Source organism: Streptomyces sp. JLBT605 (assembly GCF_058215555.1).
In genome coordinates this window covers 1-26,401 of sequence record NZ_JBYZMT010000001.1, presented here as the reverse complement: position 1 = coordinate 26,401, position 26,401 = coordinate 1, and the positions used below count along the sequence as shown (strand labels likewise).

Genomic DNA, 26,401 nt, shown 5'->3' with positions numbered 1-26,401 from the left:
CAACGCCCTCAGAGCGGGTTGAGGCGGGCCTTGAGCAGGCAGAACTCGTTGCCCTCGGGGTCGGCGAGAACGTGCCACTGCTCCTCGCCGGTCTGGCCGATGTCGGCCGGGCGCGCCCCGAGCTTCAGGAGGCGTTCGAGCTCGGCGTCCTGATCGCGGTCGGTGGCGTTGACGTCGATGTGCAGCCGGGACTTCCCCGGCTCCGGCTCGTCCCTGCGGCTCAGGATGATCGTCGGCTGCGGGCCGCCGAAGCCTTCGCGTGGCCCGATCTCGATGCAGTCGTTCCCTTCGCGATCGAGCACGACGAAGTCCAGGACCTCGCACCAGAACCGCGCCAGCACCTCGGGGTCGCGGCAACCGAGCACGAGCTCACTGATACGACATGCCATGGACGGAACCTTCTCTCAGCGTGGGAACGGCCGGTCACCCGCGCGCGGAGCTCTCGGGCTCCCCGCGGCGGGAACATGATCGGGACCGTACCCGGCGAGGCGAGCTGGTGGGAAGGATTTTTGGGCCCCGCCTCGCCCGGCCGGGCCGCCGGGGGAGTCCCGGTGCCGCCGGGCACGTCCCGGCACCGGCCCGCGGGCCGCTGAGGCCACACCGTGGCGGGCCGACGGCGTCCAACGCTGGGTTCGTTCTATTGGCGGGTGTGTCCACGGCCCCTCAGTCGTGGACACACCCGCCGGCTCTCAGCCGCGCGCCGGGCCCCGGGCCGCCTCGACGAACGCCTCGAAGAGCGGGACGGTGTCGTCGCCCAGCTCGCCGTGTGATTGGAGACCGGCCAGGAACGGTGCCGAGGGGTCCTCCGCCTCCGCGCCCTCGATCACCCCGTCCGCCGCCCACGCGGTGGCCACCAGCCCGGCACCGAGCTTGTCGATCCCCTGGTGGTGGTGGCAGTACACGGTGGCGGACGAGCCCATCGCGCGGCCCAGCAGCGAATCGGGCTTGAGCTGGATCTCCCGCGCGTCGTAGCGGCCGGGCACGGTCGGCGAGTGCTCGGGCAGGTGCTGGTTGAGCGTGCCGCCCCGGGATATGGAGATCAGCTGCAGGCCCCGGCAGACGCCCAGCACCGGGATGCCGCGCCGCTCGGCCACCGCGAGCGCGGCCATCTCCGAGGTGTCGCGCGCCTCGAGCGGCGGGAAGGTGAACTTCTCCCGCTCCGCGCCGTACAGCTCCGGGTTGATGTCCGCGCCGCCGCTCATCAGCAGCGCGTCGGCCCTGGCCATCACCGACTCGACCGCCTCGGGAAGCGGCGGCAGCAGCACCGGGGCCCCGCCCACCTGCGCCACCCGCTCCATATACGTCCACGGCAACAGGGACGCCGACACATCGCCCCAGATGTTCCAGCCCACCGTCGCCGTGTCGGCGGTCACCACCACCACTGGTCGCGTCATCGCGCAGTCGTCCTTCCACGTCCGAATTCGCCGAATGCGCCGACGTCCTGGCGCCTGTTCAGCCGAGTGCTGCTGCAACTGGAAATACCGGCACGCGCTGACCTTCCGCCGGCCGTTCTCGGTTCACCATGTGCGGTTTTCCCTTCCCCGGGAACTTCCCGAGAACCGCATGAGAACTCACCAAGGACTCCCCAAGGACTCCCGAGGAATCCCGCGGACTCACCGAGAACCGCCGAGAACCGCCGAATTGCCGACCGGGCCGACGCCCCCAGCCGAGACTACCGCCGCCCCCGGCGACCACGGCGGTGTTCGAGTGCTGTCCATCCGCGGTTGAACGGGCACATGTCCTGGATACCGTCTTCTGCCAGGCGTTGATGGCGCCCGGGCCCGGGCCCTCCACCAGGTCACGACCGCTCCTTGAGGGCCGGCCGCGAAGCCCGGGGGACTATCGAACAGTCACCAGTTACCGGACAGTCACCGCCTGGGATTTCTACCACCAGGAATCCGCATCACTCATAGCCCGCCCGCACGCGCCGTCAGGCTGCTCGCTATGAAGACAAGAGGGGGGAATTCCCGTGGGAAACGACGTTTCGCCTGCTGCGCGGGCCGCGCGTAACGAGCGGATCGCCGAGCGGTCACGCGGCGAGAACTGGAAGAAGCCGCCGCGGCGTATCGAGTCATCGGAATGCATTACCTGCGACACCTGCCTGCGCAGCTGCCCGCCCGAGTTCGACGCCATATTCGACCGCGGACTCGACGTCGTCATCATCCCTGAACTGTGCTCGGGCTGCCCGGCCTGCGTGCTGGAGTGCCCCGTCGACTGCATCTACGTCGACGAGGAGTGGACCCCGACCGACAACGACATGTGGAACCACATCGAGCTGACCGCCAAGGACGCCTCATGACCGCGCCCACCGAGCGTGACGGCACCTCCCGCCGGGCCACCAACGCCAAGAAGCGGATCAGCCGCCGGCCCAGCCGGCTCGGCATCCCCGCGGGAACGACCCCCAAGCCGGACCGGGTCCGCGAGGAGGGCGCCGGCTTCCCCGGACTCCTCAAGCGCGCCTGGCGCACGGCCGTCCAGGCCCCGGACCTGCGCGGCACCGTGGAGACGCTGCTGACCCTGGACGGCCACGTCCCCGCCGACGTCCAGCTGCGGGCCCTGAGCGTCGCCGACGAGGCCGCGCTCACCGTGCTGACCGGCCTGACCTGGCACCAGAACGCCGCCACCGGCGAGCCGGGCCCGGCCGACCACGACCAGGCCACCGCCGCTGCCCCGGCGACCGCCGCCGTCCCCGCTACCGCTCCGGCCACCGCCCAGGAGCCCGCGTTCCTCGGCGAGCTGGGCCTGGCCACCAACGGCCGGATCGTGCTGCGCGTTCCCTCCCAGGACCCGCTGAGCAAGCGGGAGAAGCTGGTCGAGGGCGTCATCCGGGTGCCGTGGACGGCCCGGCAGCTGCGCGACTACCAGGCCGAGGTCAGCCGGGCGACCGCCCGGCTCGCGGAGTCCACCGCCGACTGCCGCCAGTGGCTTGCAGCCGCCGGTGCCGAGGGCCGCGACGCGATGCTGGCGCAGCTGAGGGAGATGGCGCTGCGCACCGCCCCCTTCGTCCTGTACCAGGAGGGCAAGCAGTACACCAACTTCCGCGACCAGAACACCGTGACCGGCAAGACCCTGTGGCCCGGCCACCCCGACTGCGCGCTCTCCAGCCTCCAGGGCCTGCCCCTGGAGCTGTGGTCCGACCACGACGTCGTCATGACCGTCTGCCTCACCCTCCTGGTGCGCTCCGCCGGATACGGCCGCATCGAGGAGGCCAACGGCACCCAGCTGACCGTCGACCACATCGGCCACCTGCTGGAGGGCATCCGGCGCAACTACAACGGCGCGCTGGGCGAGGAGAAGGTCCCGCCGGCCGCCTCCGACCGGGTCCAGGCCCTGGACGACCTCGCCCGGGCGCTCGGCGCGGCCCGCCCCGAAGTCCGCAAGCACGCCCAGCTCTACCGCGAGATCCACGGCGCCCTGATGCACAAGGAGGAGCGCGTCGCGGGCCCGCTCGGCCACGCCGCCAAGCGCCGCGAGGACGCGCTGACCGCCCGGCTGCGGGAGCGGCTGCCCATCGAGGGCGCCGGACTCGACGAGCTCGGCCTGGACATCGCGGCCGCACCGGCCTGGCTGGCCCAGCCGCACGGCGACTTCGGCACCGGACTGGAAGCCCTGGTCTACGAGACGGTGGCCGCCGCCAGCGAGGCGTTCGACGCCGACTTCGCCATGAGCCGCGGCATGCGCTCCCTGCCCCAGCTGATCAGCGCGCTGCGCGCCGAGGACTGGAAGCAGATCACCGAGTGGGACATCACCCGCTTCTTCTGCTGCGTGGTGCCGCTGCCCCAGGCCCGCCGCTTCTTCGCCGACTCCACCGCCCAGCTCGCCGACACCGCCTGGGCGATGTCCTCGCGGATGCAGTACAACTCCTGGCACTTCATCGCCGGCAACATCCCCAAGGTGCCCGTCGTGGAGGCGCGCGACCACTTCGTGCCGCCGCAGATCCCCGACATCGCCTACTACTCCGACCAGCACCACCACGGCCACGTCGCCAACCGGGTGCGCTTCTCCATACGCAGCCCGCAGCCCGTCGACGTCCTCGGCCGCCCCTTCAACGGCTTCATGGACCTGCGGCTGCTGCGCTGCGAGGGCCCGGCCTTCGACGAGCAGGACATGCTCGCCGCCCACCGCACCTCGGCCTTCATCGCCCGGGCGACGAGCCTGGCGGCCACCATGGCCGCCGACGGCCAGGACATCGAGATCACCTCCTTCGACTCGCCCTGGCACTGGGCCACCATCACCGGCACCCCGGCCTCCACGCCCGCCCGCTGACCCCACCCACCCCCCGACCCAGCCCGCCATGCCCGCGAGGAGAGCCCGTTGACCGCTGCCGGCATCCACGAGACGAAGGAGCTCCTCGGACGGGGGGAGATCTCCGCCGTCGAACACCTCCAGTCGGTCCTGACCGCCATCGCCAAGACCGACACCGAGCTGGGGGCGTTCGTCACCGTCGCGGGCGAGACGGCCCTGAAGGCCGCCGAGGCGGCCGACGCCCGCATCCGCCGGCTCGGCCCGGCGGCCTGGGACGACCAGCCCCTGCTGGGCGTCACCGTCTCGGTCAAGGACCTCCTGCAGACCCGCGACCTGCCCACCACCCGCGGCTCCCTGCTCACCAACGACCGCCCCCAGGTCGACGCCCCCGCCGTGGCCCGGCTGCGCGAGGCCGGCGCCGTCATCGTCGGCAAGACGACCACCTCCGAATACGGGTGGAGCGCCAGCACCGTCAGCCGGGTCGCACCCCCCACGCGCAACCCCTGGAACCGGTCCCTGTCGGCCGGCGGCTCCAGCGGAGGAGCCGCCGCCGCGGTGGCCGCCGGCCTGTGCTCCGGGTCGCTGGGCACCGACGGCTCCGGCTCCATCCGCATCCCGGCCGCCTTCTGCGGCGTCGTCGGCTACAAGCCGTCCTACGGCCGGGTGCCCTACTTCCCCACCGGCGCCGACCGGCTGGCCCACCAGGGCCCCATCGCCCGCAACGTCGCCGACGCCGCCGAACTCGCCGCCGTGATCGCCGGCCCGCACCCCAACGACCCCGACTCCGGACTGGGCTCGCTGGACGCCCCCCGCGAGCCGAGGTCGCTGCGGATCGGCTGGATCGAGTACGAGGGCACCTCGCCCGAGGTGCGCCGCGTCACCGAGGAGATGTGGCCCCACCTGACCGGACAGGGCCACCGCATCGAGCGCGTCGAGGTGCCCTGCCGCGACCTGTACCCGGCCCTGGTCGACATCCTCGCCGCCACCGAAGCGGCCGGCACCTCGCCGGAGGACGAGGAGTGGTGCGACCCCGGCCGCCTGGAGATCGTCCGGTACGGGCGCACCCTCAGCGGCGCCACCGTCATGCGCGCCGAGGAGGTGCGGCAGGGACTGCGGACCACACTGCGCTCGGTGATGGGCCGCTTCGACCTCCTGGCCATGGCCACCGTCCCCATCGAGCCCTTCGACGCCCACGCGATCGGTCCCGACTGGGCGGCCGACCCCCGCGACCTGCAGTGGCTGGCCTGGGCACCGGCCTCCTACCCCTTCAACCTGACCGGCCAGCCCGCGCTCTCCCTGCCGGCCGGACTCACCCGCTCCGGGCTCCCGGTGGGACTCCAGCTGGTGGGTCCCTTCGGAGCCGACGACCTGGTCCTCGCCACCGCTCGCCGCACCGAGCTCGAGCGCGGCCCACTGCCGTCAGCACCGGGCCCAGTCACCGAAAGGAAGCTCTGACCCATGTACTCCCGGTCGTGGTCCCCCCTGTACGCCGAAGGCAGCGTCGGGCGTCCCTCGTTCGTCACCGAACTCGGCCTGTGGACCGAGGAGCAGACCGCCGCGGCCGAGCGGATCGAAGCCGCCCTCGGCGAGGTCGACCTGGTCCGCCTGGCCTTCTGCGACCCGCACGGGCTGGCCCGCTCCAAGACGCTGACCGTGGACGCCTTCCGCACGGTGCTGCGCAACGGCATGAACTTCAGCCCCGGGCCGTTCATTTTCGACACCGGGCACGCGGTCGCCGTCGACTTCACCGACGACCCCGGCGTCGGCGTCGACGAGATCGCCGGCGCCGGCAACTTCGTGCTCGTCCCCGACCCGCTGACCTTCCAGCTGCTGCCCGGCACCGAGCCGCGCACCGCGTGGATCCTGGGGGACGAGTACCTGCGCGACGGCACCCCGCACCCGCTGTCCACCCGAAACGTGCTGCGCCAGGTCACCGCCCGGTACGCGGCCAAGGGCCTCACCCCCGTCCTCGGCCTCGAAGTCGAGTGGTACCTCACCCGCCGCCTGGAGGGCCCCGCCGGAAACGCCGGCAACGGCTTCGGCCGGCAGGGCGCCGCGCCGCGCGTGGCGGCGATGAACGCCGGCTACCAGTTCAACCTGGACACCCTCTTCGACTCGGTCGCGCACATCGCGGGCCCGCTGGCCATGCAGCTGATCCAGCTCGGCCTGCCGGTGCGGTCCATGGAGCACGAGTCGGGGCCCGGGCAGATCGAGACCACCTTCAGCCCCATGGGCGCCCTGGACACCGCCGACGCGATGCTGCTCTTCCGCACCGTCACCAAGCAGGCGTGCGCCCGGCGTGGCTACCACGCCTCGTTCATGTCGCTGCCCCGCGTCGACAGCTTCGACCCCAGCGGCTGGCACCTCAACCAGTCCGTCAAGGACGACAAGACCGGCCGCAACCTCTTCTCCGGCGAAGGCATGTCAGCGGGCATGTCGCCCGAGGCCAAGGCGTACGCCGACGGACTGCTCGCCCGGGCCCGCGACTTCTGCCTGCTGTCCGTACCCACCGTCAACGGCTACCGGCGCCTGGGCTCGGAACACTCCCTGTCGCCCACCCGCATCGGCTGGAGCTTCGAGGACCGCACCGCGATGCTCCGGATCGTCGGCGGCGGCTCCTCCGCGCACATCGAGAACCGCACCGGCGAGCCCTGCGCCAACCCCTACCTCAACATCGCCGCGCAGCTGTTCGCCGGCCTCGACGGGCTCAGCGGCGCCCCCGAGCCGGCCCCGGCCGCCACCGGCGACGTCCGTCCGGACCAGGCCCCGCCCGAGACCCTGCCGCAGAGCCTCGGCGAAGCGCTCGACGCCTTCCGCGGCGGCCGGGCCCCCGAGCTGCTCGGCCGGCCGCTCGCCACCTGCCTGACCAAGCTCAAGGAGAGCGAGCTGGCCCGCTTCCAGGCGTGGTGCGAGGCCGAGCAGCCCGCCGAAGGCGAGGTCACCGAGTGGGAGCAGCGCGAGTACTTCGAGACCTTCTGAACACCGACGGGACCACCGGGACCACGGGGACCACCGGAACCGCCGGCGCCACTGAAAACGCCGGGACCACCTGAACACCGACGGGACCACACGACCACTTAGGGGTACAGGCCGACATGATTCCTCGCTACACGCTGCCCGAGATGGCGGACATCTGGTCGGACCAGGCCCGCTACGCCACCTGGGTCCGGGTCGAGATCCTCGCCTCCGAAGCACAGGTGCGCCTCGGGCGCGTGCCGGAAGACGCGGTCGCGGACATGCGGCGCGCCAAGGTGCCGCTCGCCACCCGGGTCGCCGAGATCGAGAAGGAACGCGACCACGAGGTGCTCTCCTTCCTCGCCGCGTACTGCGAGGACATCCCGGACGAGTCCGCCCGCTGGGTCCACCTCGGCATGACCAGCTACGACCTGGTCGACACCTCGCTGGGCTACAACCTGGCCCGCGCCACCGACCTGGTGACCGCGGCCGCCAAGCGGCTGCGCGGCGTCCTGGTGGACCGGGCCGTCGAGCACTGGGACACCGTCTGCGTGGGCCGCACCCACGGCGTGCACGCCGAACCCACCACCTTCGGCCACAAGCTCGCCGGCTACGCCTTCGCCGTCGACCGCTCCATCAAGCGGCTCGCCGCGGCACGCGAGGCCGTCGCGGTGGGCACCATCTCCGGCTCGGTCGGCACCTACGCGCTCATCGACCCCTACGTCGAGACCCATGTCTGCGCCGAACTGGGTCTGGGCGTCGAACCCTCCCCCAGCCAGGTCGTCTCCCGCGACCGCCACGCCCAACTCGTCCAGGCCCTGGCGACGCTCGGCGCCGGCGTCGAGCAGATCGCCCTGGAGCTGCGGCTGCTGCAGCGCACCGAGGTACGCGAGGTGGAGGAGCGGCGCAGCAGCGCCTACCAGGGCTCCAGCGCCATGCCGCACAAGCGCAACCCGACGACCAGCGAGCGGCTGTGCGGACTGGCCCGGCTGCTGCGCGGCTACGCCACCACCGCGCTGGAGGACGTGGCGCTGTGGCACGAGCGGGACCTGGCCCACCAGTCCGTGGAGCGCGTGATCCTCCCCGACAGCCTCTCCGTCGCCCACTTCCAGGCGACCATGGCGGCCGATCTGGTGGAGTCGCTCGCGGTCTTCCCCGACCGCATGCGGGCCAATATCGAGCAGACCGACGGCCTGATCTACAGCTCCTCCGTCCTCGCCGACCTGCTCAGCGACGGCATGGAGCGGGAGAAGGCGTACCGCTCGGTCCAGGCTGCCGCTAACCGGACCATAGCGACCGGTGAGAATTTCGGTGCCGCCCTGGCCAAGGAGGGCGTCGACCTGGGCCCGCTCCGGCCGGAGCGTTTCCTGGTCAACCATGATGCGATTCGCAGCCGATTGGAGAACCTTCGTGAGCTGGAAGATTGAGCGCGTGCAGGGTGCCGACCTCGACCTGGACGAGGTCCTGGAGGTCTACCGGACCTCGGGGCTGGGCGAGCGCCGCCCCATCGAGGACACCGAGCGGTTCCGCGCCATGGTGCGCAACGCCAACCTCGTGGTCACCTGCCGCATCGAGGGCAAGCTCGTGGGCATCGCGCGCAGCGTCTCCGACTTCTCCTACGTCACCTACCTGTCGGACATCGCGGTCGCCGGCGAGCACCAGCGCGGCGGCATCGGCCGCGCGCTGATCGAGGCGACGCAGGCCGAGGCCCCCGGGGTGAAGATCGTGCTGCTGTCCGCGCCCGCCGCCACCGCGTACTACCCGCACATCGGCTTCACCCAGCACAACTCCGCCTGGGTCCTCAACCCGTAAGGAGCGAAGGAGCGGACGAACGGCCCTTCCCGCCGCCCGATGTCAACCTCGACCACACCCGGCAGACGAGCAGGACCACACACCGTACGGGGGAGGCATGAATCAGTTTTCGCCAGAGGCACTGCTGGATCCTCACATACCCGCCCACAGCAACTTCACGGGTCCGCGGCTACTTGAGGAGAGCATGGCCGCGGGGCTGTCCCTGGCGCCGCGGCGGGCGCCCGGACTCGCCGGGGGCCAGCGGATCCTCGTGGTCGACAGCGACGTCGACGGCGCGGAGTCGCTGGCCTGCCGGCTGCGCCGGCACGGCCACGAGGCCATCGGGGTGAAGCGGGGCAGCGCGGCCCTGCAGGCGTACGAGGACGTCGACCTGGTCCTGCTCGACCTGGAACTGCCCGATCTGGACGGCCTGGAGGTGTGCCGGGCGATCCGTGCGGAGAGCCGGGTCCCGGTGATCATCGTCACCGCCCGGGGCTCCGAGCTCGACTGCGTCCTCGGCCTCCAGGCCGGCGCGGACGACTACGTGGTCAAGCCCTACGGGTTCCGCGAGCTGATGGCCCGTATCGAGGCGATCATGCGGCGGGCCCGCTGGCAGCCGTCCGCGGCCCGGGAGATCCAGCACGGGCGGCTGCGGATCGACGTGAACTCCCGCGAGGTCACGCTGGACGGGCGCGGGGTCGTGCTGACCCGCAAGGAGTTCGACCTGCTGTGCCTGCTCGCCTCCCACCCGGACACGGTGATACCGCGCAAGCGGCTGCTGCAGCAGGTGTGGGGGGACTCCTGGTCCCGCCGCACCGTCGACACCCACGTCAGCAGTCTGCGCGGGAAGCTGGGCGACAGCGGCTGGGTCATCACCGTCCGCGGCGTCGGCTTCAAGCTCGGGAGCCCATGACCGGCCGGGGGAGCGGACCGGCCCGGGACAGCCACCGCTGCCCCGGGCCGGTCACCCGCACCTTCCGCGCGCCCTCACCCCGCGCGCCGTCACCTCGGACGGCCTCAGCGGGCACGGCCTCGCCGGCCAAGGCGGCCTCATCCGTCTCATCAAGCGCGATCTCACCAGGCCCGGCCCAGCAGCGCGTCACGCTCCCGCAGCTCATCACCGAACAGCCGCCACAGCTCGGCGTACCCGTGCATCAGCTCCGACATCTGCCCCTTGCAGTGCGGCGGCATGTTCGCCACGATCCGCTCCCGGTCCCGGGCCACCAGCGCACAGGCGTCCAGCATCCGCAGCACGTTGCGCCCCATCTCGTTCAGCCGCAGCGACGGGTCCCGGCGCAGCGAGTCGAAGATCATCAGCAGCTCGTCGGGCGACTTGGGCTCCTGGACCCGGGCCTCCGCGTCCCGCTCGACCGCCGCCCGCTGCCTGCCCCGCTCCGCCGCGCTCAGCCCCCGCTGCCGGGGCGGAACCGGGTCATCGCCCCGCAGCACCCGGTCGCGCACATCCGCCACCGTGGCCGGCGAGATGCCCGCCTTCTTGGCGATGGCCCGCAGCGACGCCTTGGGATCGTCCTTCAGCAGCCGGCTCGCCAGCTCCCGGCCGTGCGCCGAGTTCAGCGGCCGCGCCCGGCCGTCCAGACCCACCCGGCGATCGCACTGGAGCATCCCCACGGTCGCCCGCAGCCGGATCTCCGACACCTTCTTCGCCGACAGCCCGGCGATGGCGGCCACCGCCCGGTCCGACCAGTGCGGCCGGGTCGCGAAGATGCGCTCCGCGGCGGCCGTGCGGTCCTCCAGCGACAGCGGACGCCCGTGGGCGACGTTCATCGCCACCGACAGCAGGGCCGCGTCCTCCTCCTCGCCGTCGAAGAACCGCACCGCGATGTGCTCCTCGCCGCGCAGCCGGGCGGCGCGCAGCCGGTGGACGCCGTCGACCACCGCCATCGTCCCCCGGTGCACCAGGATCGGCGGCAGATCACCCTCCAACTCGGCGAGCGCCAGCGCGTATTCCCGGTCCTCACCGGCCACCCGAGGGGTATAGGAGACCAGCAGATCACTCAGCGGAACCAACTCGACAGGGGCATCGAGAAGCGCCTTGTCGCGCAGTGCGAGCAAGGAGTCCGAAGTGCTGCCTTCGTGCACTCGCCCCACCTGATTGGCCATCACCATGACTCCTCGTTCACACGATCGGATTGCGACGACATCCCTCACGACAAGCGGGACGACAAACCGTTGCGAAAACACCTCGCCGGCGAATGCGCTCCGCACTGAATGACGTACTGGATTAAGCCTTCACGGCCGCACACAAGAACGGGGCCAACAAAACCGCCAAGAGCCTGTCAGCACCGGCTGACGCCTCGCTGACGAGCACCTGATATGCCCCCTCACCTGCTGCGACGTGGCCCCGGCGAGCGGCGGCACAGCGGCGTTCGAGTGATCCTCCGGTGCGCCGCAGGTAGCGTCACATGCTGCCGATCACGGTCCGGCGGGCGGCCATCCGGGCCATTGAGCATGCCCTACCCCACACCGCATGATGCACCACGTCACACCGGGAGAAACCCATGACCGAAACACCGCAGAGCCCCGGCGCCCGCATGTACGAGGAGTTTCTCGCGGTGCACACGGTGCTGCGCCGCGGCACGGAACTGGTCGTGAACGCATTCGACCGCCTCGCCGAAGGTGACCGGACCGACGTGAAAACCCTCGTCGAAAGCGCCCGCTGGCTCATCGACTTCACCCACTGGCACCACGAGAGCGAAGACGCCCTCTTCTGGCCCGTACTGCTCGGCTTCCACCCCGAAGTGGCAGCCGACTTCGACACCCTCGCAAAGGAACACGAAGCCCTCGACCAGGAGCTGAACGCCCTGACCCGGGTGGTCGACCAGCTCGCCGTCATCGCCGAGACCGGCGATCCGGCAGCCCCCACCCTCCGCCCCACCGCCCGGGACGGCGCCGCCGCCGCCCGGCAGATGCGCTCCACGCTCACCAGCCACCTCGACGGCGAGGAACCGGTCGTCCAGGACCTCTTCCCCAGCGTCCCCGGCACCGAGATAGACCGGCTGCGCACCGCCATCCTCGCCGGCGGCCCCCGCTACGGCACCCATCTGCTGCTCGGCCTGCTGGAGGACCCCGAGCCGGGCCGGGGCTGCGCCCTGCTGGCCGAGAACTTCCCCCCGGCCTTCCGCCAGATGGGGCCGCAGTTCCTCCAGCAGTACCAGGAGACCAAGGAAGCCCTCCGTCTCATCCCCGCGTGAGATCACCGTCACTCAGAGCGAAACCCCTCAGGTCCCGGCCGCTGCTTGTCACATCGGCCGGGGCCCGTCCGTCAGGGAAGTGACAGAACGCGAGCAAAGGATGTGACCGATGGACGAGCGCGACTGGCTGGCCGAGCGGTTCGAGGAGAACCGCGGCCACCTGCGAGCGGTGGCATACCGAATGCTCGGCTCGCTGACCGAGGCGGAGGACGCGGTCCAGGAATCCTGGCTGCGGATGAGCCGCTCCGACACCAGCGACATCGAGAACCTCGCCGGCTGGCTGACCACCATCGTCGGCCGGGTGTGCCTGGACATGCTGCGCTCCCGCAGGTCCCGCCGCGAGGAGCCGCTGGACACCTCCCCGTCGGAGCCGATGGTCAGCAGCCAGGACGGCAGCGACCCCGAGCACCAGGCGCTGCTGGCCGACTCCGTCGGCCTCGCGCTCCTCGTCGTCCTGGAGACGCTCGACCCCGCGGAGCGGCTCGCCTTCGTCCTGCACGACATGTTCGCGGTGCCGTTCGACGAGATCGCCCCCATCGTGGAGCGCACCCCGGCCGCGGCCCGGCAGCTCGCCAGCCGCGCCCGCCGCCGGGTCCAGGGCGGCCAGCCGGTCGCCAACCCCGACGCGGCCCGCCGGCGCGAGGTCGTCGAGGCGTTCCTGGCCGCCGCGCGCGGCGGCGACTTCGACGCCCTCGTCGCCGTCCTCGACCCGGACGTGGTCGCCAGGTCCGACGACCCGACCGGCCGCGGGATCTCGCTGGTCCGCGGTGCCGCGGCGGTGGCCAAGGGCGCCCTCACCTACGCGAAGTTCGCCCAGGCCGCACAGCCGGCGCTCATCAACGGCACACCGGGAGTCGTCGCGGCCCACGGCGGGGAGCGCTTCCGCGTCATGACCTTCGAGATCCTGCGCGGAAAGATCGTCGAGATCGAGGCGATCACCGACACGGAGCGCCTGAGCCGGCTCGAGATCGCCGTCCTCGCCGACTGACGGCCGCGCCGGCCGGCCCGGGGCGGCCACCACCCCAGCCGGCCGGCCACCGCAGCACCCCGCCCGACCCGCACCGCACGACAAGCCGACACCGCAAAGCACCGCGCAACCCGCACCGGGATCCACCCGCATCAGGCAAGGCAGCATCCGCACCACCCAGACCGCACCGTCCCCCGACAGGTCCCTTCGGTGCGGGCCCGGGCGCCCGGAGCGCCACGGGCACGCGCCGGCCCCGGCCCAGACCGGGGCCGCAGAACTCCCCTCCGTGAAGCCGCTCACCAGGGAGTGCCCCCGCCATGACCATCACCGTCCTGCTCGCCGACCACGACCCGGACCAGCGCACCGCCTACGCGACCCTGCTCGACGCAGAACCGGACATCGAAACCATCGCCGAGTGCGACGACGGCGCCGCCGCCGTCCGCCTCACCTCCCGTCTCCGCCCGGACATCGTCCTGCTCGACGTGCAACTGCCCGGCATGAGCGGCATCGAGGCCACCCGGCGCATCACCTCCGACCCCGGCCTCGCCGCGGTGCGCGTCGTCGCGCTCGCCGAGCGGGCCGCGGACTCCCATGTCTTCGGGGCGCTGAGCGCCGGCGCCCGCGGCTTCGTCCTCAAGGACGCCGACCCCGGCGAACTGCTGCGCGCGGTACGGGCGGCGGCCGACGGCCAGGCCCTGCTCTCGTCGCGCATCGTGCGGCGGGTGATCGACGCCTGCCTGGTCCGCCCCTGCATCCGCCCGCCGGCCCCCGGGCTCGACGGCCTCACCCGGCGCGAGCGCGAGGTGCTGACCCTCATCGGCACCGGCCTGTCCAACCAGGAGATCGCCAGCAAGCTCGTCGTCTCCTGCACCACCGCCAAGACCCACGCCAGCCGCACCATGGCCAAGCTCGGCGCCCGCAACCGCACCGAACTCGTCGCCATCGCCTACGAGAGCGGCCTGGTCACCCGCCGCTCAGCACTCCCACACTGACCGCACTGGCCGCCCCGACCCCGGCTCACCCCTGGCTCACCCCGGCTCACCCCCGCGACCGCCACCTGTGGTGCCGGTCCCGGCGGAGCCGGTGCCTGGCCGCGCACTGGTAGCACAGCCAGCCCTCGCCGACCGGCGCCGTGCTCCCGTTCCGGCACCCCTTCGCGGCGCACCCGGTCCGCCGCGGCCCGAGCACCGCCTCGACCAGCAGCGGGTGGTCCCCCGGCCGCTCCGGCAGCAGGTCCTCCGGCCGCTCGTAGGCGACGAACTCGCCATGCCGGACCGGGTCGAAGCCCTGCCACTCGGTGGCCACCGCGTCCGGCGTCGATACCGGCCAGTGGGCAGGGCACCGCTGCCTGATCCACCGCCGCAGACTCTGGTACGGCAGCAGGGCCAGCTCCCACACCCACATCAGCTGTCCGGCCCACAGCACCCGCTGCCCCGCCCGCCCGCCGCCGGCCGGGATCTCCACCTGCGCCCAGCCACCGTCCTCGTGGGCCGCGTCCAGCACCGCGTTCGGACACCGGCCCTCCGCCGCGCCGCACCGGGCCACACACCGCACCGAGTCGACCGTGCCCGGCGCGAGCCAGAGCCCGGTGGCGAGCCGCACCACATGCCGCACCCCGTCACTGTCGACGGTCCGCTGCTCCTCGACGTCCCCCTCGTCCCGGGCCGGCACCGCGGCGGGCACGAAGGTCCCTTCCTCGGTCCACTTCCGGGTCCGCACCGCCATCACCCTGCGCAGGCTCTCCAGCTCGCGGTCCCCGTCGTCGTGCGGAACCGCCGGGCACACGGCCGGATGCGGCAGCCAGCACTCGGCCATCCGGGCGTCACCGTGGTACGCCACGCCGTTGCTGACGGTCCACCGGAACCGCTGCGGAATCCGCGCCGACGGCACCCGCGCGGGGAGCATCGGGATGCGGCCCCCGTCGTACCGGTCGAAGTACTCCATGCGGTGCCCGCAGTACAGACACCGGTCCTGGGCCTGCGACCGCAGCATCCCCGAGGCGCTCGACCCCCACAGCCGCATGGTGCGCGGCGCATAGGACGACCGGCCGCCGTCCCCACCGAATCTGCCGCTCGCTGCACCCATAAATAGCTATGTATGAGTTCCCTGGCTCCAGCACACTGCATTCCACAGTCAAGTCACCCGGTTGGCTTAACAAGATTTTTCGAGTACGAATACGAATTTCGAACGCCAGGGCGGAGCATTTTTCGGCCGAACACCCTTACCGAGGCGTTTTTCCGCATGGTCAGGGCAGGGATGGGACCCGTTCGGGTAAACGGACCGTCCGTGCTGTTTCAGGCACCGCATGCCGAAAAAAGGGGAGTCGCACGTGACATCTTCGACGAGCGCCACCGGGGAAGCACCCGGCGAACCCGCCCACGGAAACCAGGTGCCGGCAGCCGACGGCCGGCTGCGCCCCGGCTTCACACGGCTGCCGTCACTCACCGGACTCCGGGTACCCGCCGCCATCCTGGTCTTCCTCAGCCACGTCGGACTGCCCTTCCCCAACCTCCGCCTGCTCAAGGACGACGAGCTGGCGCTGGACTTCTACGACGTCACCAAGAACGGCGGCCAGCTCGCGCTCACCTTCTTCTTCGTCCTCAGCGGATTCATCCTGACCTGGTCCGCACGCCGCCAGGACACCGTCACCGCCTTCTGGCGCCGACGCTTCGTCAAGATCTATCCGAATTACGTGATCGCCTGGGCAGCGGCAATGCTGCTGTTCGCCTCCGCGTTCACACCCACCCGGACCGCGGTGGCCAATCTCCTGATGGTCCACGTGTGGATTCCGGAATTCGACGTCTACGGCAGCGTCAACCAGCCCAGCTGGTCACTCGCCTGCGAGCTCTTCTTCTACGCCTCGTTCCCGTTCCTGCACATGCTCTTCCTCCGCATCAAACCCGAGCACCTGAAGTACTGGATCAGCGGGCTCATCGCGGTGATCATGGCGACACCGGCCTTCACCTACGCGGTGCTGAGCGACACCCCCGCCATGCCGGGCAGCGGCGGACTCGACGCCAAGGCGTCGATCGTCCAGTACTGGTTCTCCTACGCCTTCCCCCCGGTGCGCATCCTGGACTTCGCCCTCGGCATGCTGCTGGCGCACGCGGTGCTGCGCGGCCGCTGGTGGAACATCGGCCTGATCTGGTCCGGCGCCCTGCTGGCCGGCAGCTATGTGCTCGCCTTCTACGTGCCGTTCCTCTACCAGCAGCGCTCCACGACGATCATCCCCATCGCCTTCCTGGTCGCCGCCGCCGCGACCGCCGACGCGGAGAACCGCTTCACCCTCTTCCGCGGCCGCACCATGGTCCGGCTCGGCGAGCTCACCTTCGCCTTCTACCTCATCCACTTCGTCGTCCTGGTCTACGTGCGCAAGAAGCTCGGCACCGGCCTGTACTCCACGCCCCAGTCCATCGGCCTGATGGTCATGGAGTTCGCGATCAGCGGGCTCATCGCCTGGGCCATGTACACCCTCGTCGAGCGCCCGATCACCCGCCGGTGGTCCACCTCCCGACGCGCCCGGCGGTCCCCTGCCGACGCGTCCGCCACGGCCGAGCCGGCGGCGACCCCGGTTCAGTGACCCCGGGATTCAGTGACCCCGGGATTCAGTGACCCCGGTTCACTGACGCCATTCCCCAGGCGGTCGAAGGTCACAGCGGCAGCGTTATACCGAGCTCCTGCATGGCCGAGGAGGGCGGGCCGCCCTCGGAACGCTCGGTCTTACGGCCCTTGCTGCGCGGGCTGAGCGTACGCGGGTCGACGGCCTCGGCGGGCGCCCCCGTGGCGTACAGGCCGTCAGGGGCGGTGTCGCGGTCGTGTGGCAGCAGCCAGAACACGCGGCGGCGGAAGGTCCCGGAGGACCGGGACGGCTTGGCCTTGGCGCCCAGCACGGCGTAGCCGACCAGCCGGCCGTCCCGGTGGTAGGCGGGCTTGCCACGACGGGCGGACAGCCGGTCGAGGCTCTGCCGGACGTAGTCGAGCCCGCTGATGTCCTCGAGCCAGACGAGCTCGATCTCGTCCTTGAGCTCGTCGTCGGTGATGAGGGAGCTCATGCTGTCTCCTCGTCGGCGAGCAGTCCGATGCCCGGGTAGTACTTCCGCGAATTGGACAGGATCATCTCCTTCGGTGATGCCAGTCCGACCAGTTCGCGGGCCCGCACGGCGAAGGCGCGGGACGTGATGGCAGGTGCCCCCTCATGCTGGCACCAGGTCCGGTAGGCGGCGTAGAGGCGGGACTGCTCGGCGCGGTGGTCCGCGCGCAGCGAGCAGCACTCCTCGAAGAACCGCCCGGTGTGGTCCTCGGTCTCGGCGTAGGCGCTGGTGGCGATGCGGACGCGCTCGGGCCCGGCCAGATCCCGCTCACCGCCGAGATACCGGCGGGCGCCGTCCACGAGCCAGTTGAGGATGCCGGGGCCCTCCTCCGTGACCAGGATGTCCGCCAGATTGTCGATCTTGCGGTCGTCGGAGACCACCCGCTCGAAGGGGATCAGCCGCATACGGCGCCAGAAGGCGAAGCCGCCGGTGCCCACCTCGGGACGGTGATTGCCCAGCAGCCAGAGCTTGTGCGTCGGCTCGAAGCTGAAGAAGTCCTGGCGCATCCGGCGGGCCTTGATACGGTCGCCGCCGGTCAGCAGCTTCACCCGGGCCTCGTCGAACTTGTCACCCGGCTTCACCTCGGAGCAGACGATGACCCGGCGGCCGTGCAGCTCGGCCAGGTCGGTGGGGTGCCCCTCGTACGGCCGCGCCATCAGGAAGCCGGGCGGGGCCGCGTCCGCGTAGTCACCCAGCAGCTTCATCAGCACGTCCAGCAGGACGGACTTGCCGTTCTTGCCCGAGCCGAAGAGGAACGGCAGGACCTGCCCGCCCACATCACCGGTCAGCGAGTAGCCCAGCAGCAGATGGAGGAAGGCGATCATCTCCGCGCCTTCCGCGTCGTCCCCGAAGGTGTCGGCGAGGAAGCGGTTCCAGCGCGGGGTCGGCATGGGCTGCGGGCCGGTGCAGGTCGACCGCGAGTGGAAGTCCTTGTTCGGATCCGGGGCGCGCATCAGGCCGGTGCGCAGATCCACGATCCCGGCAGGCGTGCACAGCGCGTACGGGTCCGCGTCCAGCAGCGAGGCGTTCAGCACCATCCCCGGAGCCGACTTCGCCTGCGCGAGCATCGCGTTCATACCCGAGGTGCTCAGCGCCCGGCGGCGGTGCTTCTGCAGGGCCTGGCCGGAGTGGATCCCGCGCGGGTCGCTGGCGGCGATGTTCTCCGCCAGATCCCCGGCCGCCCACAGGACGGTGTCCTCCTCGTCGATCTGCCAGCGCGTGCTGTCCCACCGGTACCAGCCAAGGCCCGGCACATGCCGGTAGTCGTTGGCGTACAGCCTCACGAACAGCTTCGCGTTGCCGCGATCGGTGAGGGTGTCCGGCATCAACCCGGCCGCGGTGGCGTGCGCGGCCGGCGGATCGGGCTCCTTGGCCTGCGCCGGCAGCGGCGTGGTGGCGTGGGCGAGGATCTGCGCGGCGAAGGCCTGCGCGTCGAAGAGGACTCCGTCGTTCCCGGTCGAGGTCACGAGCGGCCTCCCGGATGCAGAGGCCGGTGGAACCCGGCGGCCATCCCGCTGCGGATGATTCCCGCCGACCGGCGCTCCTGCCCCGGCCGCGCGGTGGCGGCGGTCTCCCGCAGCGCCCGCTCGGCGGCCTCGCCGCTGAGGTGCCCGGCGGCGACCAGCCCACCGGCGGTGAACGCGGCCCGGTTGAGCTTCTCGGAGAACCCGGCCCCGTCCGCCATCGCGCCGCAGGCGGCCACCTCGGCCAGCACCGAAGCCAGCGCCCGGTTCGCCCGGTCGCGCCCGCCACCGGCGGCGATGACGGCCTCCAGGGCACGGGCAGGCACCGGCCGGGGCCCGGGAATGGCCGGCGCGGGCAGATGACCGGTCCGCTCCAGCTCCGCGGCCAGCCACCCCGGCAGCACAGCAGGCTCCCGTACCGCACCCACCGCCGCGTACGTACCCGCGCTGGTGCTGGTCCCCGGAGCGACGATGTACCCACCGTGCGCCCGCACATCGACCTGCCACGCCAGGCCCCGGCCGGAGCCCGACCCGGTCGAACACTGCCAACGCCGCCCGTCCGGCACCCGGTACCAGACGTGCAGCCCGCCCGACGGCGTACGCACCCGCAGCGTGCCCTCGTCCTCCGCGGGGCTGACCGCGCCACGCAACGCGGCCAGCCCGGCCAGCGTGTGGAAACCGTTGGCCAGCCCCGTCAGATCCACCTGCTCCGGAATGGCGATCCCCGGCAGGATCCGGTCCCGCTCCGGGACCGGCTGCGCATGCGCGTCGACATCGATGACCACAAGGCCAGCGGGACCACAGGCCACTCCGACCCCGAACTCCGGGTGCCGGCCCCACCAACGGTCGATACGGGCGGGATCCAGCGTCGCGGCGTGAAAGCCATGGCACCAGCGACCCGCGGGCAGACACGGGCAGTCCCGGTACGTGTGGCGCCCCGGCTGGCGGCACCCCTCGCAGTTCGCGGCAGGCGTCTTACGGCCAGGCGCCAGCGGATGGACCGGCCAGCCCCGGTCGGCACACCAGCGGGCCAGAGCTGACGACGGCGACCCTGCAGCGACCGAAGCCGAGGGAGTCGGCCGCCCTGAGTCGCTGCGAGGAATCCGCAGCTCAGAAGGCATGACGTTCCCCTCACAGCGACCGAAGCGACTCAACAACGCACACAGACTAGCGAAGCCTCCGGCCCACGTGACGCGCACCGCGCGGACAAACCCCAGCTCCCTCCCGAGCCCCGGCCCGCAGCACCGGCGAACCAGCGACCCAAGACCCGACCCAGCGACCGGACCCCTTTCAGTCGCTCCTCACCGCCCATCACAAATCCCCAGCTCAGAGCCGTATCCGTCGACAAACAGCGACTGAAGCGACTGAAGCTCTCTATATATGACGCACACGCGCGCGCACGAATGTCCTCATATACCCGCACCGACAGTCGCTTCGGTCGCTCCACCCTTCACAAACCCGCCCTGACCTGCACCCATGCCAGACCCGCCGCAGCGACCGACCAAAGCCTCAGTCGCTGTCCCTCAGTCGCTGCCACCGGAACGTCCCCCGACCGCAGCCCGCCAACAGGCGCCGAGCGCCCGCCGTCGGCAGGGTGGAGACATGACTTCCACGGAGCCGCGATGGTCACGGCGCTGAACCGACCCCTGGGCGTCGGACTCCTGCACCATGCCAACACCCTCCCCGACCACATCGCGCTGACCATCGGTCGGCGCGACTACACCTACCAGGAGGCCGCGCACACCGCCCGCCGGTGGGCGGCCCGCATCGTCGAGGCAGCCGGACCCCGCCCCCGGCGGGTCGGTGTCCTGGCCTGGCGCAGCGAGCCCGCCTACCTCGGAGTGGCCGCCGCGCTCTTCGCCGGGGCTGCCTTCGTCCCGCTCAACCGGCACCTCCCGCTGCGCCGGACCCGGGCCATGCTGGAGCGGGCCGACGTCGACGCGCTCATCGTCGACGCCGCCTCACTGCCCCAACTACCCGAACTCCTCAAGGACCTCCCGCGGCGGCCCCCCGTACTCCTGCCCGACACCCTGCGCGCCGACGCCCCCGACCTCGGCGACGCCCACGTCCTGGACGCGGCCGACCTCTCAGCCGCTCCACCGCTGGACCGACTCCCCGAGGCAGGTCCCGACGACATCGCCTACCTGCTCTTCACCTCGGGCAGCACCGGCGAGCCGAAGGGCGTCCCCATCACCCACTCCAACGTCCGGTCCTTCCTCGACACCAACCAGGACCGCTACCGGCTGACGCCTAAGGACCGGCTCACCCAGATCGGCGACCAGACCTTCGACCTCTCCGTCTTCGACCTCTTCATGGCCTGGGAGAACGGCGCACGCGTCTGCGCCATGGACCCGCGGGAACTGCTCGCCCCCTCCCCGTTCCCGCCCTACCTGGAGCGCAACGGGATCACCGTCTGGTTCTCCGTCCCATCGGTGGCCGCCGCTCTGCTCAAGCAGGGCATCCTCACCCCCGGGTCGATGCCCACCCTCCGCTGGAGCCTGTTCTGCGGCGAAGCCCTGCCCAAAGCCACCGCCGAGGCCTGGCAGGCCGCCGCGCCCGAATCAACCGTGGAGAACCTCTACGGCCCGACCGAGCTCACCATCGCCTGCACTGTCTACCGCTGGGACCCGCACACCAGTCCCGAGCAGTGCGTGCACGACAACCTCCCCATCGGCCGGCCCTACCCCAGCCTCCGCACCCTCATCGTCGACGAGGACCTCACCCCCGTCCCCGACGGAGACACCGGCGAACTCTGCGTGGCCGGCCCCCAAACCACCCCCGGCTACTGGCAGGCACCCGAACGCACCGCCGAACGTTTCTTCGAGCGGGACGGCAGCACCTACTACCGCACAGGCGACCTGGTCCGCATCCACCACGACCAGCTGGTCTGCATCGGCCGCAACGACCAGCAGGTCAAGATCGACGGCTACCGCATCGAACTCGGCGAAATCGAAGCGGCCCTACGCCAGTCCGGAGCAGCAGAAGCTGTCTGCCTCACCTGGCCGGACGAAGCAACCATCACCGCCGTCCTCTCCGGCGCCACCGACCCCACCGCCGTGGCCAACGCCTGCGCCCACGCTCTCCCGCCCTACATGCTGCCCAAGTCGCTCCACACCCTCGAGACCATCCCGCTCAACGCCAACGGCAAGGTGGACCGCCCCGCCCTCCGCCGCTGGCTGACCACCCACGCGGCCCACCCCCAGGGGCTCAGCCCCTCGTCTGGGTGATCTCCTCGGCTGCCCACTGTGCCCATTCGCGGCGCATGGCGTTGAACCGGCGGCCGTACTCCAGGACGATCCGGCCGTAGACCGAGAGGTTGCTCTCGTCCCAGTCCACGGACTCCATCAGCTGGCTCAGCTCCTCGTGCACCTGGTCGGAGAGGTCGGTCAGCTCCGTCAGGTAGCCCCGGGCCTGGCGGGGGGTCAGCACGCCGAGGAAGAACACCCGTAGCAGGACGTCGCTGCGGACGGTGCGCTGCGGCTTGGTCTCGGTGAGCCAGTGCCGCAGCTCGGCCAGTCCCGTGTCGGTGAGGGCGTACTCCTTGCGGCCCCGCGGCCCCTCGGCCGACACCGTGATCAGCCCGGAGCTCGCCAGCTTGGTCAGCTCGGTGTAGATCTGACTCTGTGTCGCCGGCCAGACGTTGGCCAGCGACGTCTCGAACAGTTTCAGCAGGTCGTACCCGCTGGCGGGGCGCTCCGAGAGGAGGCCGAGCAGCGCGTGTCGAAGGCTCATGGATCCACCCTACATTCCACAATTGACATGTCACACCCGCACCTTCTACTTTTGACATGTCAGAAGAGAAGTACCGAAACGGAGCACCTCATGTCCTACCTGCGCACGTTCCTCCCATGGATCGTCTTCGCCGTGCTGCCCTCGGGGAGCTGGCAGTGGGGTGGACTCGCCGCTCTGGTGGTCGCGGTCGCGGTGATCGTTCAGCAGATACGCGCCGGTGTCGGGCTCGACGCGCTGATCATCGAACTGGGCTCGGCCGTCTTCTTCGCCGCCCTCACCGTCGTCGCCTTCACAGACCCCCACTCGGGCCTCCACGACTACACCGCGGCCCTCTCCTCGGGCACGCTGACGGTCATCGCCGGCGTCTCGCTCGCCATCGGCAAGCCCTTCACCCTGGGCATCGCCAAGCGCACCACCCCGCGCGAGGTCTGGGGACTCAAGCCCTTCATCCAGGCCAACACCACCATCACCGCCGCCTGGACCCTGGCCTTCGCCCTGACCGCCGTCGCCCTCGCCTTCGAGGCGCACGCCGGAAACGGCCACTCGACCCCCGCCACGCTCATCCAGGTCGCCGGTTTCGTCCTCCCGATGATGTTCACCATCCGCTACGCCGCCCGCGTCCAGACCAAGGCTCGCCAGGCCGCCTGAACAAGCTCCGGCCGCAGCGAGGCGAGCGCGGCCTCAGCCAGGGGAACGCGGAGTGGGCGTCACCGCTAATTGGTGTTCCGATGGTCCTCGCCGGAGCGGCGGTCCGTGCCGGGCACCTCTTCGTTCACCCACCGCTGGGCCTCCACGAGGTTCGCAGCGGTGCCCGCTGGCTCGTAGGAGAATCCGTTCCACTCCTCCAGCGCCCTCGGCTCGTCGGGTCGGAGGTGCCCGCCACCGCCGTGGAGTGGGTGGTGTCGGCGGTGGACGTCCAGCGGCGGTCGGCGCCGTTTGTTGTATGCCGTGAGCCGGTCGCCGCCATCGACACGCGGAACCGCGCGGGACGGTTGGTTCGGCGGTCCGGGTCGGGAGTGTCTACCCATGGTGCCGATGGTCTCAGGCGGCGACGGTGGTCGGCCGGGCGGCAGCGAGGTCTGCCGCCCGGGCCCGTTACGCTGCCCGCATGATTCGCGCAGTCGTGCTGGACGTCGGAGAGACTCTCATCCGCGATGACCGTGGATGGGCTGTGTGGGCTGACTGGCTCGGTGTCTCCAGACATACGCTCTCCGCGCTGGTCGGCGCGGTTGTCTCTCAAGGGCGTGACAACGCCGACGCAGTACGGCTCATTCGGCCAGGCATCGACCTTGCAGCCGAACGCGAGGCCATGGCTGCGGCTGGCAAGGGTGAGTTCCTGGACGAGTCGGATCTCTACTCGGACGTACGCCCTGCTCTCACCGCGTTGCGTGAGGCTGGCGTACGGGTCGTCGTGGCAGGGAACCAGAGCGCCCGCGCCGGGGAATTGCTGCGGGCTCTGGAGCTGCCGGTGGACGCCGTCGCCACGTCTGGCGAGTGGGGCGTGGCCAAGCCCGACCTCGAGTTCTTCGCACGTGCGGTGGCCTTGGCCGAGACGCTGCCAGACGAGACGGTGTACGTCGGAGACCATCCCGTCAACGATGTGGGGCCAGCGGCGGCGGCTGGGCTGCGTACTGCGCATCTGCGGCGTGGTCCCTGGGGGTACCTATGGGCCGATCAGCCTGAGTCCGCTGCTGCGGATTGGCATATCGATTCCCTGCACGACCTAGTGGGAATCACCCGGTCCTGATGGCGGAACGGGCCCGCAACTGCGGGGCCGCTCGCTAACGTTCGGAGTGGAAACACCGAACGGAGTACGAGCATGCCAACCGAGGCTGCCCTCGCGCTGGGGAAGCGGATCGCCTACTACCGGCGCGTAGAGCGCATGACTCAGCAGCAGCTCGCCGATGCAGCAGGGGTGCACGTGGGCACCCTGCGGAAGATCGAGCGCGGCGCTCGGGGCGCCGGTGACGCAGTCCTGGAGTCGTTGGCTGCCGCGCTCAACGTCGATCCGTCGCGGCTCGAAAGCACTCGGGATCGAGCAGCTGCTCGTGTGCACGACGCCATGCCGGACCTCTCGGCCGTGATCTCTACCTACGACATGCCGGAGGACGGTCCCGTCCGCCCTCTGTCGGATCTGCGCGCTGCTGTCGAGAAGGCGGAGGAGTGGCGCCTTGGCGCCCAGTATGTGCGCATCAGCCGCCACCTGCCCGCGCTGCTTGCCGAGCTTTCTCGAGCGTTCCACTCGGATCCGGCTCAGCGGGAGGTGGCCAACCTGCTTGTCTCCGCATACCGCACCGCGGACGCCGTGGCCTACAAGTTCGGGGCTCGCGACCTGTCCGCCAGGCTGGTTGAACTCATGCGGTGGGCCGCCCAGCACGCCGAGGACGACGTCATCGACGCCACCGTTTCGTACGTCCGGACCGAGACCTACTTCGCGGCACGCGCCCACCAGGCCGGGCTCAGGATGCTGGAACAGGCTATCGACCGAGCGCCCGGCGCGAGCCGTACGGGTGTCGCCGCTCGCGGCGCGCTCCATATGCGCGCTGCTGTGATCGCAGGCCGGGTGGGGGATGCGTTAGCGGCCGACGTCCATCTTGACGAAGCTCGCCGACTGGGTGACCGGGTACCGGAGTCGGTGTATTCGGGGACAGCGTTCGGCCCGGACAGTGTGCGCATCCACGAGGTGGCCGTGGCTGTCAGCCTCGGCAGTGATCATGCTCATCGGGCATTGGAAGTGGCTCACGATTGGAAGCCTCCAGACGACCTGCCAGCGGAGCGCCGCAGCGGCTTCTACATCGAGCTGGCCCGGGCGCAGCTGTGGTGTGGGCGTCCCGAGCACGCTTTCGAGTCGTTGAAGGTGGCACGACGGATTGCGCCGCAGCACACACGCGAACATCGGTGGGTGCGGGAGGACGCCGCCACGCTTCGCCGCCTTCGGCGGGCCGATGCGGAGTCGCTGACGCATTTTGCCGAGTGGTGCCGCGCGGGTGAGTGACCCAGGCTGACCCTCGCTGGGTCAGTTGTGGCCGTTCTGTCGGATGACTATCTCCCTGTCAGCACCGAAGGGAGATGGGCCGATGGCCGAAGTGCGCTCGCTCGCCGAGGGCGGCGAGCACATCAGCATCGCGCGCCTCCACGGCGAAGCATGCTTCCACTGCGGAGTGGCCGCGAAGAAGCTGTATGCGGCGGGTCACATCACGCTGCCTGGACGCCATCGTGTGTGGCCCATCGTTGTCTGCGGTTCCCATCGCGACCGAGGCGATGCCTCATGAATAGCGCTGTGGCGAAGGGTCGATGGGCGCCGCATCTGGGTCCGAACGTGGTGGCTGTCCGGGCGGGTGAGTCGTGGGATGCGGTGCGGGTGTCGGTGCCGGTCGCTGAGGCCGTACTCTGCGCGCTTGGTCACCGTAGTGGTGCTGTGATTTCCGATGTTCATGGCGGGTCGCTGTATTGGCTGGTGCCGACCGGCCGTGCCTGTGGACTTTGGCGCCGGGTCCCTCAGGTTCAGTACCTGACGTCGTCTGACCGTGAGCTGGTCTATGTCGGTGTGCCTCCGGCGGGTGTGGTGTGTGGTCCGGGGGTGCATTGGCGTGTTCCTGGTGGGGCTCGGCCGTATCTGACGGATCCGTGCGTCCTCAGCGAGGCGCTGAAGACGGCGGTTGCCGCGATGTCGGGACTTACGGGGGCGTGGGAGTCGTGACCGAGACCGAGATCACGCTGCCGGATCCGAGGACTCTCAGCTTGGATCAGCTCAGCGGCTTCTGTTGTGCGCTGTGCAATGTCCCGCTTCGTGCTGATCGGCTGCTGGGCACGGTCGACGTCAGCTACGGAGGTCGGGTGGAGACCGAGGAGCTGTGGGCCTGCGCGCCGGCGTGCCGGGAACCGCGGACCCAGCCGTCGACCCCTCACAAGCCCAAGTTGACCGAAGCCACTAGCCAGTCGACG

26 protein-coding genes are annotated in these 26,401 nt (G+C 70.9%); 17 read left to right on the top strand and 9 right to left on the bottom strand.

Annotation, left to right across the window (positions count from 1 at the left end; all coding sequences use genetic code 11):
- Positions 1-8 precede the first annotated feature (8 nt).
- Together AC4BDD_RS31480 and AC4BDD_RS31475 are read right to left on the bottom strand one after the other, a co-directional pair.
- Positions 9-389: a VOC family protein gene (locus AC4BDD_RS31480; protein ID WP_055596183.1), complete on the bottom strand. Its 381-nt coding sequence runs from the start codon at positions 387-389 to the stop codon at positions 9-11.
- A gap of 300 nt (positions 390-689) precedes the next feature.
- Entirely contained in the window at positions 690-1,394 is a 705-nt protein-coding gene (locus AC4BDD_RS31475) for a gamma-glutamyl-gamma-aminobutyrate hydrolase family protein (RefSeq protein WP_490692041.1), read from the bottom strand.
- A 575-nt stretch (positions 1,395-1,969) separates the two neighbouring features.
- On the opposite strand from AC4BDD_RS31475, the gene AC4BDD_RS31470 reads away from it, so the two are divergent.
- From AC4BDD_RS31470 to AC4BDD_RS31440, 7 genes are all read left to right on the top strand, one after another.
- The gene (locus AC4BDD_RS31470) at positions 1,970-2,299 is read left to right on the top strand and encodes a 4Fe-4S dicluster-binding protein (protein ID WP_490692040.1); all 330 of its coding nucleotides are present in this window, start codon (positions 1,970-1,972) and stop codon (positions 2,297-2,299) included.
- Positions 2,296-4,266: a hypothetical protein gene (locus AC4BDD_RS31465; RefSeq protein WP_490692039.1), complete on the top strand. Its 1,971-nt coding sequence runs from the start codon at positions 2,296-2,298 to the stop codon at positions 4,264-4,266. The genes AC4BDD_RS31470 and AC4BDD_RS31465 overlap by 4 nt, the downstream gene beginning before the upstream one ends.
- Positions 4,267-4,314: 48 nt before the next feature.
- Positions 4,315-5,700: an amidase gene (locus tag AC4BDD_RS31460; protein WP_490692038.1), complete on the top strand. Its 1,386-nt coding sequence runs from the start codon at positions 4,315-4,317 to the stop codon at positions 5,698-5,700.
- Positions 5,701-5,703: 3 nt separating this feature from the next.
- On the top strand, positions 5,704-7,224 hold the full coding sequence (locus AC4BDD_RS31455; protein WP_490692037.1) for a glutamine synthetase family protein: 1,521 nt from the start codon (positions 5,704-5,706) through the stop codon (positions 7,222-7,224).
- A 116-nt stretch (positions 7,225-7,340) separates the two neighbouring features.
- The gene (gene purB, locus AC4BDD_RS31450; RefSeq protein WP_490692036.1) at positions 7,341-8,627 is read left to right on the top strand and encodes an adenylosuccinate lyase; all 1,287 of its coding nucleotides are present in this window, start codon (positions 7,341-7,343) and stop codon (positions 8,625-8,627) included.
- Positions 8,611-9,012, top strand: a complete 402-nt coding sequence (locus AC4BDD_RS31445; protein WP_490692035.1) for a GNAT family N-acetyltransferase — start codon at positions 8,611-8,613, stop codon at positions 9,010-9,012. Before purB ends, AC4BDD_RS31445 begins: the two co-directional genes overlap by 17 nt.
- Before the next feature lie 184 nt (positions 9,013-9,196).
- A complete protein-coding gene (locus tag AC4BDD_RS31440; protein WP_490692034.1) occupies positions 9,197-9,904 on the top strand; it encodes a response regulator transcription factor in 708 nt (235 codons plus the stop codon).
- Positions 9,905-10,065: 161 nt separating this feature from the next.
- On the opposite strand, the gene AC4BDD_RS31435 is transcribed toward AC4BDD_RS31440, so the two are convergent.
- Entirely contained in the window at positions 10,066-11,112 is a 1,047-nt protein-coding gene (locus AC4BDD_RS31435) for a transcriptional regulator (RefSeq protein ID WP_490692033.1), read from the bottom strand.
- 398 nt (positions 11,113-11,510) lie between these two features.
- On the opposite strand from AC4BDD_RS31435, the gene AC4BDD_RS31430 reads away from it, so the two are divergent.
- The 3 genes from AC4BDD_RS31430 to AC4BDD_RS31420 all read left to right on the top strand — a co-directional run bounded on the left by AC4BDD_RS31430 (position 11,511) and on the right by AC4BDD_RS31420 (position 14,162).
- A complete protein-coding gene (locus tag AC4BDD_RS31430; RefSeq protein WP_490692032.1) occupies positions 11,511-12,203 on the top strand; it encodes a hemerythrin domain-containing protein in 693 nt (230 codons plus the stop codon).
- Positions 12,204-12,312: 109 nt separating this feature from the next.
- A complete protein-coding gene (locus AC4BDD_RS31425) occupies positions 12,313-13,191 on the top strand; it encodes a sigma-70 family RNA polymerase sigma factor (RefSeq protein ID WP_490692031.1) in 879 nt (292 codons plus the stop codon).
- Positions 13,192-13,487: 296 nt separating this feature from the next.
- Positions 13,488-14,162 carry a response regulator gene (locus AC4BDD_RS31420; protein WP_490692030.1) on the top strand — a complete coding sequence of 225 codons (675 nt, stop codon included), beginning with the start codon at positions 13,488-13,490 and terminating at the stop codon, positions 14,160-14,162.
- A gap of 46 nt (positions 14,163-14,208) precedes the next feature.
- On the opposite strand, the gene AC4BDD_RS31415 is transcribed toward AC4BDD_RS31420, so the two are convergent.
- The gene (locus AC4BDD_RS31415; protein WP_490692029.1) at positions 14,209-15,255 is read right to left on the bottom strand and encodes a DUF6083 domain-containing protein; all 1,047 of its coding nucleotides are present in this window, start codon (positions 15,253-15,255) and stop codon (positions 14,209-14,211) included.
- Between the two features lie 244 nt (positions 15,256-15,499).
- On the opposite strand from AC4BDD_RS31415, the gene AC4BDD_RS31410 reads away from it, so the two are divergent.
- Positions 15,500-16,750, top strand: coding sequence for an acyltransferase family protein (locus AC4BDD_RS31410; RefSeq protein ID WP_490692028.1), 1,251 nt, complete (start codon positions 15,500-15,502; stop codon positions 16,748-16,750).
- A 70-nt stretch (positions 16,751-16,820) separates the two neighbouring features.
- On the opposite strand, the gene AC4BDD_RS31405 is transcribed toward AC4BDD_RS31410, so the two are convergent.
- From AC4BDD_RS31405 to AC4BDD_RS31395, 3 genes are read right to left on the bottom strand one after another with little or no spacing between them, the layout of a single operon-like run.
- Entirely contained in the window at positions 16,821-17,222 is a 402-nt protein-coding gene (locus AC4BDD_RS31405) for a DUF6009 family protein (RefSeq protein ID WP_490692027.1), read from the bottom strand.
- The gene (locus AC4BDD_RS31400) at positions 17,219-18,727 is read right to left on the bottom strand and encodes a DNA primase family protein (protein WP_490692026.1); all 1,509 of its coding nucleotides are present in this window, start codon (positions 18,725-18,727) and stop codon (positions 17,219-17,221) included. The genes AC4BDD_RS31405 and AC4BDD_RS31400 overlap by 4 nt, the downstream gene beginning before the upstream one ends.
- On the bottom strand, positions 18,724-19,845 hold the full coding sequence (locus AC4BDD_RS31395) for a bifunctional DNA primase/polymerase (protein ID WP_490692025.1): 1,122 nt from the start codon (positions 19,843-19,845) through the stop codon (positions 18,724-18,726). Before AC4BDD_RS31395 ends, AC4BDD_RS31400 begins: the two co-directional genes overlap by 4 nt.
- Positions 19,846-20,346: 501 nt before the next feature.
- Here AC4BDD_RS31395 and AC4BDD_RS31390 point away from each other — a divergent pair.
- Positions 20,347-21,951, top strand: coding sequence for an amino acid adenylation domain-containing protein (locus AC4BDD_RS31390; RefSeq protein ID WP_490692024.1), 1,605 nt, complete (start codon positions 20,347-20,349; stop codon positions 21,949-21,951).
- Here the strand turns inward: AC4BDD_RS31390 and AC4BDD_RS31385 are convergent.
- Positions 21,932-22,456 (bottom strand): PadR family transcriptional regulator, encoded by a 525-nt coding sequence (locus tag AC4BDD_RS31385; protein WP_490692023.1) that lies wholly within the window; start codon positions 22,454-22,456, stop codon positions 21,932-21,934. The two genes, AC4BDD_RS31390 and AC4BDD_RS31385, sit on opposite strands and share 20 nt — an antisense overlap.
- 90 nt (positions 22,457-22,546) lie before the next feature.
- Here AC4BDD_RS31385 and AC4BDD_RS31380 point away from each other — a divergent pair, with 90 nt between their 5' ends.
- Positions 22,547-23,104, top strand: coding sequence for a hypothetical protein (locus AC4BDD_RS31380; protein ID WP_490692022.1), 558 nt, complete (start codon positions 22,547-22,549; stop codon positions 23,102-23,104).
- A 65-nt stretch (positions 23,105-23,169) separates the two neighbouring features.
- Here the strand turns inward: AC4BDD_RS31380 and AC4BDD_RS31375 are convergent, their stop codons facing one another.
- The gene (locus AC4BDD_RS31375; RefSeq protein WP_490692021.1) at positions 23,170-23,484 is read right to left on the bottom strand and encodes a DUF6087 family protein; all 315 of its coding nucleotides are present in this window, start codon (positions 23,482-23,484) and stop codon (positions 23,170-23,172) included.
- 80 nt (positions 23,485-23,564) lie between these two features.
- Here AC4BDD_RS31375 and AC4BDD_RS31370 point away from each other — a divergent pair, with 80 nt between their 5' ends.
- The 4 genes from AC4BDD_RS31370 to AC4BDD_RS31355 form a co-directional block, all read left to right on the top strand.
- A complete protein-coding gene (locus AC4BDD_RS31370; protein WP_490692020.1) occupies positions 23,565-24,203 on the top strand; it encodes an HAD family hydrolase in 639 nt (212 codons plus the stop codon).
- A 72-nt stretch (positions 24,204-24,275) separates the two neighbouring features.
- Positions 24,276-25,451 (top strand): helix-turn-helix domain-containing protein, encoded by a 1,176-nt coding sequence (locus AC4BDD_RS31365; RefSeq protein WP_490692019.1) that lies wholly within the window; start codon positions 24,276-24,278, stop codon positions 25,449-25,451.
- A gap of 82 nt (positions 25,452-25,533) precedes the next feature.
- Complete coding sequence (locus AC4BDD_RS31360; RefSeq protein ID WP_490692018.1) at positions 25,534-25,728, top strand: hypothetical protein; 195 nt, start codon at positions 25,534-25,536, stop codon at positions 25,726-25,728.
- Positions 25,729-26,152: 424 nt separating this feature from the next.
- A partial coding sequence (locus AC4BDD_RS31355) for a hypothetical protein (RefSeq protein ID WP_490692017.1) occupies positions 26,153-26,401 on the top strand: 249 nt, incomplete at its 3' end.